Origin of the sequence: Pseudoalteromonas sp. GCY, assembly GCF_016695175.1 — a bacterium.
Lineage (GTDB): Bacteria > Pseudomonadota > Gammaproteobacteria > Enterobacterales > Alteromonadaceae > Pseudoalteromonas.
On sequence record NZ_CP068023.1, the window covers coordinates 2,187,428 to 2,200,024 of the forward strand.

The window sequence follows — 12,597 nt, forward strand, 5'->3', positions numbered from 1 at the left end:
ACACTTTACCTAAACAATACGGTTTCTTTATTAAACCATTTAACGCAGCACACGAGTAACCCTGCTGCTAAAACGGCAGAAGCGCCAAAAATTAATGCGACGTAACCATAATCAACCGTGCCTTTGATGATTTCTTTAATCGCTAATGCCACATTGGTAATTGGGATCAATGCAGTTTTAGCGGTTAACTCCATATTTGGCATTAAAGACATCACAATGGGAATGAAGATCCCCATGCTGAGTGGCCCCATGTAGTTTTGTGCTTCTTTAAAGGTTCTGGCGTAAATTGAGATGGCAAGTGTTAGCGACGAAAGCATCACAGCAACAGGAAGCAACAACGCAAAAATCAAGACAAAGTCTAATAATGCAACCGAAGAGAAGGCGTTTTTAATCACGTCTAGCTCGACAAAGCTACTGGCAATTCCTATCCACAGTGCCATGCTGGAGACCGTGATAAGCGCACAGAATATTGAACTGCTCAATACGGTTAAAAATTTACCTAACACCAGCTCTGTGCGTGAGATTGGTGTTAATAACAGCGTCTCTAAGGTGCCACGCTCTTTCTCTCCAGCGCCTAAATCAATAGCTGGATAGCTTGCCCCCATCAATACCAACGGAATCAACATGTAAGGGATAAACGCACCTAACTTCTCGCCTAAATTTTCGCGTTTGTCAGCAGTATCCACTTTAGTAATCGATATGGGTTGGAGCACTGCCGCTTGCTCCGCCTGCGACAATCCCAGTGAGGTTAACTTATCCGCTCTGAGTTCATCAGAAAACTTCTTAGCAAGTTTAGACAAGCGGTCGTATATAAAGTTGATAGATTGCGCATCGTTAAACACGATTTTCCATTCACTTTTTACTCCAGACTCCAGATTTTCAACCGGATCGGATGGAATAAAAACCCCAACATCGATCACGCCACTTCGTACCGCGTCACGCAGCGCTTCAACGCTATCAAGGCGGAGCTCACCAGCATATTTCTTAAAACTTTTATGATAAAAAACCTGCTCTGAAAACTTTTCAGCATAAGCTTCATTTACGATGTAATACGTATGAACTTCTTGCTTCGCTTCCATAGCGGCTTGTGAAGCCATAAAGCCAACTAAAGCCATAATCACGGGAAATACCAACATCGGCAGTGCAATCACAAAAAATAGTGTTTTGCGGTCGCGCAGCAGCTCTCTAATTTCTTTTAAAAATACCTCAAACATGCTGTGCTCCTGTTAACAAATTCAAAAATGCCTGATTTAGCTCTTCACTTTGCCCCTTTGCTTTAAACTCAGCCAAACTGCCATCAAAACAGGTGATCCCTTTATCGATAACAGACACCCTGTCGCACAATAACGCTACTTCATCTAAGTGATGGGTAGAAAATATAACGGGTGTACCACGTGCTTTGAGGTCGCGAATAAAAGAGATAACCGTTTGTGTGGTCATAATATCAAGGCCAGTCGTAGGCTCATCTAGTACCACGACTTTAGGACTATGTACTACCGCCCTTGCTATATTGGTCTTTTGTTTCATACCGGTCGATAGGTGTTCAGCCCTTTTATCTAAAAAGGTCTCCATCTCTAAGCGCTGAAACAACTCATCACATTTCGCTTTTAATGCTTTTCCTTTTAAACCATGAAGTCGTGCAAAATATTCAACATTTTCTTTGGCGGTAAGACGCCCATATAACCCTGTTGACCCTGATAAAAAACCGATGGCTTTGCGTGCAACAACAGGCTTTTTCACAATATCCTGACCATCCACTAAGATAGTACCGGCATCCGGCGTCAGCGCAGTTGATAGCATACGCAAAGTGGTGGTTTTTCCCGCCCCATTGGGGCCGAGCAATCCAAGTACTTCGCCTTGTCCACAGTGCAGGTTGACCTCTTCTACACTGTGAAAAAAACCATCACGCTCGCGAGGATCCGTCTGGCTCTTTTTCTTTTTGTGTTCGCGAGTCAGGGCGAAGCGTTTTTTTAATCCATTGATAGCTATCATGCTACTTCCTTCTTTTCGGCCTGAAATAGTCCGTATTTTGATAAAATTCTAAGTCTTGTGGCTCATGCCAGTTTGGGATCCCAAGCAGCGGAATGGGTGACATTTTGGTATTGTCTTCAAGCAGCCCATCATTGATCAGTGCGACCAATTTATCATCTAACCAACGATATTGTTCGCTTAATGAAAGTTGCCAAAATGCAGCATCAACATTGATACACACCAGTTTTCCCGTTAGCCCAATAAAGGGATTGGTTAGCATCTCGTAGTTTGCGTGGCCAAATACGAAAGGCTTTAGGTTTTGCTGCCATTCTGAGCGATTATCGTAAAATAAACTCTGCCATTGGTGTGATTTAAAGGCATCACGCCATTTATCATCATCGATTGCCAACACCAAACCACACTCATCAAAGAGTGTTAACGCGTTACGCTTTTTACTTCGCTGCTTTAAACCAAACTGTGCTATTTCTTCGATATGTAGGGCATTTAACAAAGCTTTTGTTTTTGGGAATAAACACCAAATCAACGCACCAAATAAGTCGTGCCAGTTTTGACTACGCGTCGGTACCTGATGGGTTTCAAAGATAATCTCTTCATAGTATTTATCGCCAAAATCTATCGTTTCATCGGCCACAAAGCGGGTATTATACTGTTGCAAGCTAATGCTGTTTACGTGCGAAGACAACCACTGGGGGCTTGGCCAGTCTTGTTGGCTTTTTAAGTCAAAAAGCTGATTTAAATGGGAAAATGGCTCAGCATGTAAACATGCAACCTGCCACGCCTCAGGCGCTGTAAACTTTTTCATTTGATTGAGATACTTATCATGCAATTAGCCGACTATTTTACTGAAGCGCCTGATACTTGGCAAAAGCCAATTGTAAATGAGCGTAACAGGCTAAATCGCATGCTAAAATTAAGGTAATTATTAAAAATTGTGCGGTGTTCTGTACCAGCTACGGATTTTCATTAATTTCTATCTTCTCTAGCCGTCTTGTCCCACTCGAACTTTTACGCATTTTATGTTACTACTTATGGGTTCCTAACAAGTAAAAGAAAGGCAATTATGAAACTTAAACTGACGCTCAGCGCTCTATCTATGGCGGTGCTGGCGGGCTGTGTTAGCACTAGCAATAGCCCCCAAGACATCGATACTGCATACAATAGTATTAATGATGCTCAACTCAGAGCCCATATTAAAACCCTTGCCTCTGACGAATTTGGCGGCCGTGCTCCGTCAACAAAAGGTGAAGAGCTAACGCTTGCCTATTTAACCAAACATTTTAAAGCGCTTGGCTATCAGCCAGGCAATGGCAACAGCTTCTTGCAAGAAGTGCCGCTTGTTTCGCTTGAAGCCGATCCTAATATGACGTTAACAATCGGTGGCAAAAACTACGAATATAAAAAAGACATGGTGATGGGTTCGGCCCGTATCAGTGAACTCGAATCAATTAAAGATTCGGAGCTGGTTTTTGTTGGCTATGGCGTAAATGCTCCGGAATACGACTGGAATGACTATGAAGGCCTAGACGTGAAAGGCAAGACAGTGGTTATGCTAGTAAACGATCCAGGTTTTGCTAATCCTGACTCGGGTAAATTTACCGGTGAAGCAATGACCTATTATGGTCGTTGGACTTATAAATACGAAGAAGCTTCACGCCAAGGCGCAGCAGGTGCGATCATTATTCATGAAACAGCGCCGGCTTCTTATCCTTGGAGCGTAGTAGAAAATTCTTGGAGTGGCCCACAGTTTGGCTTCCAAAAAGAAAATAACAATATGGACCGCGTTGCGGTTGAAGGTTGGGTAACGGTAGACGTTGCTAAAGAGCTGTTTCAAAAGGCAGGACTTGATTTTGACACGGCAAAGAAAAAAGCTGCTGAAGGTGCATATCACGTTGATATGGGCAACCTAAGCGCGTCAGTTACTGTCAAGAACACCATCAAAAAATCAACTTCGTATAACTTTATCGCCACCCTACCTGGTAGTAATAAGTCTGACGAGCACATCATCTACTCAGCACACTGGGATCATTTAGGTACCGATCCAAACCGTAAAGGCGATCAGATCTATAACGGTGCGCATGATAATGCCAGCGGTACAGGCGGTATGATTGAGGTAGCTGAAGCCTTTACTAAACTCCCTACTCGCCCTAGCCGTTCAATTACATTTTTGGCTGTGACGGCTGAAGAACAAGGTCTGTTAGGTTCTAAATTTTATGCTGCAAACCCTGTTATTCCAGCAGAGAAAACCGTTGCTAACATCAATATGGATAGCCTAAATTTATTGGGTAAAGTAAAAGACATCAGCGTAGTTGGGATTGGTAAATCTGAGCTTGATGAAATGCTAGAAACCGCAGCAAAAGTACAAGACCGTGTCGTTTCAGGGGATCCACGTCCTGCCGCTGGTGGTTACTATCGCTCTGATCACTTCGCATTTGCGAACATGGGCGTGCCTGCAATGTACGCCGGTGGTGGAACCGAAGCACGTGACGAAGAGACTGAAACCTACCGTAAACGTATGGGATTAGTATTGCGCGGTTGTTATCATCAGCCGTGTGACCGCTACCGTGAAGAGTGGGATTTAAGCGGAGCGATACAGGATCTACAGCTGTTCTTTAAAGTTGGCTATGATGTCTCTGAGCAAGACGCTTGGCCAAAATGGAAAGCAACGGCAGAGTTCCAAAGAAAATAATGCAAATGATATTGATTTTCATTTAAAATAAAATTAAAGTGCAACTTAGACAATACACGGGTTGCACTTTATGTTTTCATCTCTACTTCGATACTCTCAACCAGCACATGGCGATAAGGTTAGTTTATTGTTCAACAAGCGGCTGATTTTACCCCTTGTTATTATTGTACTTTTAGCATTTGAAACGGCGAGACCAATTGTGGTCAGCGCGCTGAGTGATGCATTCTTTCAAGTCAGCGTTTTTGTTGCCGCTACCCTGCTCGTGTACTACTTTCTTGTTGACAGAATTCCACAGCTTAATCTCAGTTATCTTAGTACCAAATCCCCTATTCTCGAAATAGCCATGGCGTCAATATTGGGCGCACTACCAGGCTGTGGTGGTGCGATTATCGTGGTCACCCAATTTACCAAAAAACAAGCAAGCTTTGCTTCAGTTGTCGCAGTGCTTACTGCGACGATGGGAGATGCTGCGTTTTTGCTACTCGCCAAAGAGCCCCTGACAGGCCTCACTATCATTGCGATGGGCGTTGGTGTGGGTATCGTGAGTGGGCTATGTGTGCACTTAATTCATAAACCCGATTTTTGTGTCCCGCAGACCATCAATGAGGTCGAAGAAGAAACCTTACACGCGAGCCGTGCGTTTAGTCTAAGCCGTAAGGTGTGGAAGCTGTGCTTACTACCTAGCCTTGCAATTGCACTCGCGATTGCTTTTAACGTCGACTTAACACCTTTTGATACAGAAATTGCTTGGCTTGGTGCAGCATTATGTCTTTTCGCTGTTTGCGTGTGGGCGCTTAATTCAAAAGGCGTTAGCTATAAAGACATCACCTGTGAAGAAGGTGAATGCGATCCGCCGTCAAAACTCACTAGAGTACTACAAGACACGCACTTTGTGACCGCTTGGGTCGTTGCAAGCTTCTTGTTGTACGAATTGTCTACAGCGTATTTGGGGCTTGATCTCGCAGTTTGGTTTAAAGACTATGCGCTGTATGCACCACTGGTGGCCATTCTTGTCGGATTATTACCAGGCTGTGGCCCCCAAATTGTTGTTACAACGCTTTACCTGCAAGGTGTCGTGCCATTTAGTGCCCTTGCAGCCAATGCCGTTGCTAACGATGGCGATGCGTTATTTCCAGCGATAGCATTGGCACCAAGGGCGGCGCTATTTGCCACCATCTACTCTGCAGTGCCTGCATTTATCGTGGGCTACGGCCTCTACTACATTAATTTGGCTTAATACTTGAGTACGTCGACGAAGTGATCGGACGCAGGCTCATACACGATCTGGCAGTTTAGGGTTATGAGTTCAACCAAATCTGACCGTTCGTAACTAATTAATGGCCGAAAAGAGCGAATAGCGGGCGGTCAAATAAACGTATTTTTGGACAAAAATGTTTTAGGTCGTCGGCTGTATTAGACGAATTTCGAATAAAAATTTCTATGGGCTAACGCCGCTTTAAGTAGTGAGAAACGCAATACAAAAGCCTCAGCATGCCACCTTAATCACTAAAATCAACGCATAGCGAAAATGCCACGCGTTGCGAATCACTCTTATACAGACTGTTAGGGCTGAAACTCTTTCATTTGCCCATTTTCCAATATATGCTCAATAACCCCATATGATTCAGATGCTGAGATTTTTACAAATCCACTTTCTTTCAGTTTAGTAATAGAAATATCGGCTGACATTTCTGCACTGATAGGGGAAAAGCACCCTCCGGTTCAGAATGCATAAAAAAGTCACCTAGTGGGGCTTTGCAATGTTGACAATGATTCATGTAGTAAAATGAATCGGACGTTGCAGAATAATCCAAGTAATAACTTTTGAAGTGTAGATCCAAGTATACTATCAGTCTCTCTGGGAGAAAGCTGACGTATAAATACTTGGTTATTCCTTCAGAGCGCTCATCACTTTCAGTGTCGATTGTGCCATGACTAGCAAAGGTAATGACTTCAGATGGTTTGTCGCACTTCCAGCAAGCTCTGTCGATTGAAGCAGATAAAATGGAGAGATAGCTTTTTGCGATGCACGATCATCATAAATCGGTAGCCAATTTTCGAATGGTCCCGTATCTAAACCTTTTGGAACGAACCACTTCTTTCTCTCTGAGTGCCAACGAGCGCCCAAAGACTTTACTTTCTCTTTATCCTCAAATGGAACTTCTAAATATGTTATTTCATCCATAAAAAGCTACCTATTTCGATAAGCCCTAACGCCGCGTAAAGGCGTGGAATAACGTTTGCTACGCTTGAGCGAAGCGAAATCGGCACACGTTATGGAATCGCTCTTAAACGCTTTGTTATGTACGTAGTTTGATATCTTGCGTTGAAAACAAAGGTTTTACTTGCTTGGCTTCATCTTGATAACGATTTCGTGTATCCCACAAGTCCACAGCATGTTGAATGTTAAGCCAAAACTCAGGTGTATTCCCAAGTGCAGCCGCTAACTTGATTGCAAGTGGAGCAGTCAGAGTACCACCATTAATTAAGTTACTGATGGTGTTCCTATGTACACCCATAGCTTCTGCTAATGTTTTTGATGTAATCTCCATTGGCTCCAAGAATTCAACTTTGAGCATTTCTCCTACACCAACTGGACGACGTTTAGTTCTGCGCATTATCCTAACCTCAGTACTTATGAGGGTCTAAATAGGTGTCTTCTGCTACACCGTCAACCCACTTAAAAATCAAACGATACTGTTTATTCACCCGTATCGAACACCAACCTTTCAGATTGCCTTCAAGATGTTCAAACCGATTACCCGGTGGAACTCTTAGATCTGATTCAACTTTTGCTGCATCTAGGATTTCAAGCTTTCGATACAGCGCATTCTCTATAGTTTTAGGAATCAAGCGATGACGCTTATCTTCCTCATAAAATGCTTCAAGCCAATCATCTTTAAAATTTACTGACATATCCTCGCACTGTTTTACTGTGCATCTATAGTGAAATACTATCGCACAAAAGAGATGTGCACAAGTTGGAAGGACAAGAAAGTACATAACGCCGCAAATAAACGGCAAAAATTAGTTGGTTAAAATTTGTGAGGCACGAACAAAGCCAACTGATTTTTGTCCGAGCTTTTAAGTTGCTTTGTTATATGACCAATAGCTTCTATTTTGAAAAAAGCTTTTTGAATAACTCTTCTGATTGCTTAATGCCTTCATCGGTCAATTGTACTGACTTTGCCTTACCAACCGGATCACAAATTAGACCTTTTTCATAAAGCCTATTCATAACTTCCCAGTCAATTTGTTTCCAAGCTCGGCCATAATCATGCAAGGTGAGATGTAATAAAGCTAAAGCTGCTTCATCTATTTTATTTTCATCTATATCCATTCAACACTCCAAAACCTGATGGGCATATAACGAGCCTGTAGAATAACTCGTTTCAAATTTGTTTTTGTAATCAACAAACGATAACTGAGTTCCTATTTTGATTCAATCGTTTAGTTGGGTGTGAGTTGTTATTTTAGGGCTTTTTTTAAGCTGGTTTGTTGTGGTTAGAGAAGCGCTTCGGAGCTGTTAAGTCAGGTTGTTCTTGGCTTACGACACCCTTTCTCGTAACTTTTCGATATTGTGAACAAGGCAGTATAGCTGCCATTGAGCATTGACTTTTACTTGGCCGCGTAATGTGAGCTTATTCATCCCTTTATTCACCGTGATGTTGCCGAATACAGGTTCGATACATCCAAGTCGTTTGCTGTATTGTCGTCGTCCTATTGGGCTGTCTATTTTTACTTTCATTTTGTCGATGTAACTGATTTTTTTGCGTGATTCATCACTCTTAAACTGTACTTGCCGCCACGTTTGTATCGGTGGTTTTCGCATACATTGCTGTTGCAGGGAGCAGACTTTACAGTCTTTTAAGTAACCGCAGAATCGTGTGTTTTGTTGATGATTGCTGTTTACATTGATACCACTTCGCCACTTCTCATTGCCTGCGGGGCAGCGGCAGGTTTGTGTTGCTTCATCATAATGGAAGTCGTCTGAGGTAAATAAGCGTGGCTTGCCTTTACTGCGTTTTAATCGCCGCTTTTCTTGCTCTGTTTCGTAGGTTTCGCTCTCTTTAAACAGTGGGTTGCGTTTTCTAAATTGGTTATCAGCTATGTAAGTATCAAAGCCACTTTGCGCCATGAATTCAAGGTTCGCTTCACTATTAAATCCACTGTCTGCGGTAAATTTAATGGCCTGTTTGTTAGAGAATTTATCACTGTTCAGTTTTTCAAGTTGTCGTTTTAATTGCTCAACGGCTGGCTGCAGTGTTTGTTGCTCGCCCACCGAGCCCCATGCCTGTGCTTGTAGTATAATTTGATGTTTATCATCGTTTATCGCTATCCCGTTATAGCCTTGAATTGTGCCTTTTGACGTGGTCATTTTCGCGCTGTCTGGGTCGGTAATATTACTTTTAACCGGCTTACCTTTACTGCCTGTTTTCTCTTCGTGAGTAGCTAAGAACGCGGTGATTTTATCTGCACTTTTATCTAGCTTTTCTTTTTGCTTTAAGTCTTGAGTGACCAGCTCTTCACTTAAGCCATCTTGCGCTTGATGGCGCTCAATTATGCGTTTGCTTGCGCGTTCTAATTTGGCTTCTTTACGGCCTAGCTCATCGAATGTACCGCTCCACTCCTTGCTCGCATTCGACTTCAATTTGCACCCATCAATGGCAAACATGTTGCGTCCTATCAAGCCTTCTTCATCACATATCATCAGCACTTGCGTAAATAGCGGTTCAATCTGCTCGTGCATTTTGGCCACGAAACTTGCTATTGATGTGTAATGCGGCTGAAGATCCCCTGACACACTCATGAACAGAATATTGTTCTCACAAGCCTTGGCTATTCGGCGGCTACTAATTAATCCATGAGCATAACCAAGTAAAATTATCTTTAACATCACCGTGGGCGGATACGCCGCAGCGCCCGATTTATCATTGTTATACCACGCGCAAAAGCTCGACAAGTCGAGTTTATGTTCGACAATATAACAAAGGGCATATTCAAATGTACCAGGCAAAATTTGCTCAGCGAAATTGATAGAAATGAATTTATTTTGGCAGGATAAGTCAGGCTTGTAGTTGGCCATAACAGTTTACCGTGGGTGAATAATATCTATTAGATCACAGTAACCAACTCGATTCAAGGTTAAGAAACTGTCAATCCAAAACCAACAATCCAGTACCTGAAAAGAGTAATTCTACAGCCTCAACGCCCTGCTAAACGGCACAAAATGCTTGGCTAAAATTTGCGAGGAACGAGCACAGCCAAGCTTTTTGTGTCCGCCCTTTAAGCACTTTGTTAAGTTACTAAAACTCTAAGCAATATACGCCTGCTTCACTAGCCCATTTTTTAATTTCAGATATGACACTATCGTTTTGAATGTAAAAAACATTCGGTAATCCCAACTTTCAAAATACACTGCATTAAATTCGGGTAGAACTAATTTGCAGAATTTATCTGACGAATCGTTATCACCCGCTGGTTGTAAGTAATCTAACATAGCTTCTTGAGAGCTAAATTTTCTAAAGCATGGGTAACACTTATCCCATTTGCCTTTGAACTTGAAATTAAGCACTTCAGTATTTGCTGCCATTATTTTAGCAAAATTGTACAACGCTTCATTTCTCTGCAAATGCACTTCTCTTGAAGGGTAATCATTTTGAAACTCTTCACGAGTTAACCAATGAGCAAAAACCGATACGGCTACTCTTTTATAGTGAGATGAATCTTCGGCACCGTAAATCTCAAATAGTTCTGGGAAATTGGAGTTAAGCTCTTTTTGCCTATATTTGCTTAAATTTATAAATTTACGCACGCACTATCCTAGTAACTTAACGCCGCAATATGGGGCGTATAAATGCTTGGCTAAAATTAGCGAAGAATAAGCGCCAACCAAGCGTTAGACGTCCCATTTATAATTGCCTTGTTAGCTATACTATGCACCAATATAAGAGTTGATTAAAACACCAGACATACCAACTACGATAAAACCGAAAAAGAAAATAACGACGGTTCGCTCTGGTATCGCATGCACAATTAAAGACGGCATTTGTTTAAAAATGACTAAAGGCGGAACAAACAATACAGAATGACATTCAAATTTTTGATATTGCTTCCATACTTTTAAAAGAAACAACTTTACGCCTGTTAAATACATTAATACAAAGGTAGAAGCACCCAGCACCTCGATTAAAGCCATTAACTCCATGCCCATCATGATTTCAGGGCCAGCCATTAAGAAAACAATAATTATTGCTAGTGAATGCCAAATGCCTTTTGACATTAAATCTTTGATTCGTTCAAACACTAACCCCTCCTTGTATAGCTAACGCCCCAAGCAGGGGCAACTTTTAAGCTGGCTAAAATTTAGGAGCGAAGCGACGGGAGCCAGCTTAAAATTGTCCCGTTGACTTGGCTTGTTAGGTGTTTTTATTACTCAAGAGGCTTATCTGGAAGTTTTGAGCCGCACCATGAACAAAATAGAATAATGTTATTACCACCAACTATATCTTCAGGAACCTCTATATACCAAGTGCTTTCGCCTGTGAATATAGTGTGTCTCACTTGAATTTCTCCATAGCCTTTAAGATCCTCAATTGCCGAGAATAACCGTACACAACAATACCTTTTAATTCTCTCTGCTCTATGTTTATCTATATTTGGAAATTCCATACTCACAAATCTGCATAAACACCTAACAATTTAATATCGACCCAATGGGTCGTTTTTCTAACGAGTCATGGGTCATTATTCTCATTGTACCAGCTTTATCACAATAACTAACTTGTTGCTACAGATATATTTTTAATCATTATAGAAACTATGAAAAAGATAAAAACGACCCAGTGAGTCGTTTTCTTGACTATAGGAGAAACACAACAACACTGTATATAAACACAGCAACCAGTTGGGGCTAGCTCAATGAGAACTCGTTCACCATTTTTAAACCACATCGCAGAGTTTATGCTGACTAAGCAATATTCGCTCAGAACCGTTGATACATATCTTAAGTGGATTTCTTCCTATATTCATTTTCATGATAAGCTTCAATGGGCGATAACGAGGTTGTCGAACATCTCGACTACCTTGTACTTAAATGTAATGTGTCGCCTAAAACACAAGCGACAGCGTTAAATGCATTATCTTTTCTATATAAGCAAATAATTAAACAGGATTTGTGTCCTAATCTAACCTTTGTCAGAAGCAAGCGTCAATCTAAGTTGCCAATTGTTATGACCCCCGAAGAGGTTAAACGTCTCATGTCGTTTTTAAGTAAACGATATTATTTAATTTCAGGTTTAATGTATGGTAGCGGCTTACGTGTAATGGAAGCTGTTCAACTACGAGTTCAGGACATTGACTACAAGTGCATTCGGATCTGGAATGGAAAAGGGAATAAACATCGGGTAGTTACACTTGCCACTGAACTTATACCTTTGCTAAGAAATCAAATTGCTCAGGTTAATGAATACTTAAAATTAGATTCCCAGAACGAATATTATGCTGGTGTTTAAATGCCAAACGCACTAGCAAGAAAATATCCTAGCGCCAATAAGGCAATTGCTTGGCAGTTTCTATTTCCTTCATATAAGTTAAGTGCTGATCCTGAAACTGGGGAGATCCGCCGGCATCATTTCCATCAAACAGGAGTACGTAAAGCGGTAAAAGAGGCAGCCAAAGAAAGCACAAATAACAAAACCTATAACGCCCCACACTTATAGACATTCATTTGCTACTCATTTACTACAAAGTGGTGCGGATACTAGAACCGTGCAAGCTCAACTTGGTCATTCCGATGGTGAAGACAACGCAAATATATACTCATGTTTTACAGCAAGGCGCAAACGGTGTTGTTAGCCCTTTGAGCAAAATTTTCTAGCTTGTTTTGGGACAGAAACATGTTAGTACCGCAGTCCGCA

12 protein-coding genes and 1 pseudogene are annotated in these 12,597 nt (G+C 41.7%); 3 read left to right on the top strand and 10 right to left on the bottom strand.

The features are described 5' to 3' along the window. Positions 1-5: 5 nt before the first annotated feature. The 3 genes from JJQ94_RS14910 to JJQ94_RS14920 are packed head-to-tail and all read right to left on the bottom strand — an operon-like array spanning position 6 to position 2,794. On the bottom strand, positions 6-1,214 hold the full coding sequence (locus JJQ94_RS14910; protein ID WP_099029130.1) for an ABC transporter permease: 1,209 nt from the start codon (positions 1,212-1,214) through the stop codon (positions 6-8). Beyond that, a complete protein-coding gene (locus JJQ94_RS14915) occupies positions 1,207-1,992 on the bottom strand; it encodes an ABC transporter ATP-binding protein (RefSeq protein ID WP_010604694.1) in 786 nt (261 codons plus the stop codon). The genes JJQ94_RS14910 and JJQ94_RS14915 overlap by 8 nt, the downstream gene beginning before the upstream one ends. Before the next feature lies 1 nt (position 1,993). Continuing rightward, positions 1,994-2,794 (bottom strand): DUF3025 domain-containing protein, encoded by an 801-nt coding sequence (locus JJQ94_RS14920; RefSeq protein WP_099029131.1) that lies wholly within the window; start codon positions 2,792-2,794, stop codon positions 1,994-1,996. Positions 2,795-3,052: 258 nt separating this feature from the next. Between JJQ94_RS14920 and JJQ94_RS14925 the strand changes: the two genes are divergently transcribed. Further along, positions 3,053-4,678 carry a M28 family metallopeptidase gene (locus JJQ94_RS14925; RefSeq protein ID WP_099029132.1) on the top strand — a complete coding sequence of 542 codons (1,626 nt, stop codon included), beginning with the start codon at positions 3,053-3,055 and terminating at the stop codon, positions 4,676-4,678. Positions 4,679-4,748: 70 nt separating this feature from the next. After that, positions 4,749-5,915, top strand: a complete 1,167-nt coding sequence (locus tag JJQ94_RS14930; RefSeq protein ID WP_099029133.1) for a putative manganese transporter — start codon at positions 4,749-4,751, stop codon at positions 5,913-5,915. Between the two features lie 651 nt (positions 5,916-6,566). Here JJQ94_RS14930 and JJQ94_RS14935 read toward each other — a convergent pair. From JJQ94_RS14935 to JJQ94_RS14965, 7 genes are all read right to left on the bottom strand, one after another. Beyond that, entirely contained in the window at positions 6,567-6,863 is a 297-nt protein-coding gene (locus JJQ94_RS14935; RefSeq protein ID WP_099029134.1) for a DUF5710 domain-containing protein, read from the bottom strand. Positions 6,864-6,978: 115 nt separating this feature from the next. Next, a complete protein-coding gene (locus tag JJQ94_RS14940) occupies positions 6,979-7,296 on the bottom strand; it encodes a HigA family addiction module antitoxin (protein ID WP_099029135.1) in 318 nt (105 codons plus the stop codon). Between the two features lie 10 nt (positions 7,297-7,306). Then, positions 7,307-7,594, bottom strand: a complete 288-nt coding sequence (locus JJQ94_RS14945) for a type II toxin-antitoxin system RelE/ParE family toxin (RefSeq protein WP_099029136.1) — start codon at positions 7,592-7,594, stop codon at positions 7,307-7,309. 199 nt (positions 7,595-7,793) lie between these two features. Continuing rightward, complete coding sequence (locus JJQ94_RS14950; RefSeq protein ID WP_099029137.1) at positions 7,794-8,018, bottom strand: DUF6429 family protein; 225 nt, start codon at positions 8,016-8,018, stop codon at positions 7,794-7,796. Positions 8,019-8,225: 207 nt separating this feature from the next. Next, entirely contained in the window at positions 8,226-9,764 is a 1,539-nt protein-coding gene (locus JJQ94_RS14955) for a transposase (protein WP_099029138.1), read from the bottom strand. Between the two features lie 228 nt (positions 9,765-9,992). Continuing rightward, positions 9,993-10,493, bottom strand: a complete 501-nt coding sequence (locus JJQ94_RS14960) for a hypothetical protein (protein WP_099029139.1) — start codon at positions 10,491-10,493, stop codon at positions 9,993-9,995. A gap of 120 nt (positions 10,494-10,613) precedes the next feature. Continuing rightward, the gene (locus tag JJQ94_RS14965) at positions 10,614-10,985 is read right to left on the bottom strand and encodes a hypothetical protein (protein WP_099029140.1); all 372 of its coding nucleotides are present in this window, start codon (positions 10,983-10,985) and stop codon (positions 10,614-10,616) included. A 614-nt stretch (positions 10,986-11,599) separates the two neighbouring features. Here JJQ94_RS14965 and JJQ94_RS14970 point away from each other — a divergent pair. Continuing rightward, positions 11,600-12,557, top strand: a pseudogene (locus tag JJQ94_RS14970) (integron integrase). Positions 12,558-12,597: the final 40 nt, after the last annotated feature.

What these genes read in the sequence shown, in the direction of transcription:
- JJQ94_RS14940 (WP_099029135.1), bottom strand. Translation starts at nt 7,296, where the DNA reads ATGCGCAGAACTAAACGTCGTCCAGTTGGTGTAGGAGAAATGCTCAAA.
- JJQ94_RS14920 (WP_099029131.1), bottom strand. Translation starts at nt 2,794, where the DNA reads ATGAAAAAGTTTACAGCGCCTGAGGCGTGGCAGGTTGCATGTTTACAT.
- JJQ94_RS14915 (WP_010604694.1), bottom strand. Translation starts at nt 1,992, where the DNA reads ATGATAGCTATCAATGGATTAAAAAAACGCTTCGCCCTGACTCGCGAA.
- JJQ94_RS14945 (WP_099029136.1), bottom strand. Translation starts at nt 7,594, where the DNA reads ATGTCAGTAAATTTTAAAGATGATTGGCTTGAAGCATTTTATGAGGAA.
- JJQ94_RS14925 (WP_099029132.1), top strand. Translation starts at nt 3,053, where the DNA reads ATGAAACTTAAACTGACGCTCAGCGCTCTATCTATGGCGGTGCTGGCG.
- JJQ94_RS14930 (WP_099029133.1), top strand. Translation starts at nt 4,749, where the DNA reads ATGTTTTCATCTCTACTTCGATACTCTCAACCAGCACATGGCGATAAG.
- JJQ94_RS14935 (WP_099029134.1), bottom strand. Translation starts at nt 6,863, where the DNA reads ATGGATGAAATAACATATTTAGAAGTTCCATTTGAGGATAAAGAGAAA.
- JJQ94_RS14950 (WP_099029137.1), bottom strand. Translation starts at nt 8,018, where the DNA reads ATGGATATAGATGAAAATAAAATAGATGAAGCAGCTTTAGCTTTATTA.
- JJQ94_RS14910 (WP_099029130.1), bottom strand. Translation starts at nt 1,214, where the DNA reads ATGTTTGAGGTATTTTTAAAAGAAATTAGAGAGCTGCTGCGCGACCGC.
- JJQ94_RS14955 (WP_099029138.1), bottom strand. Translation starts at nt 9,764, where the DNA reads ATGGCCAACTACAAGCCTGACTTATCCTGCCAAAATAAATTCATTTCT.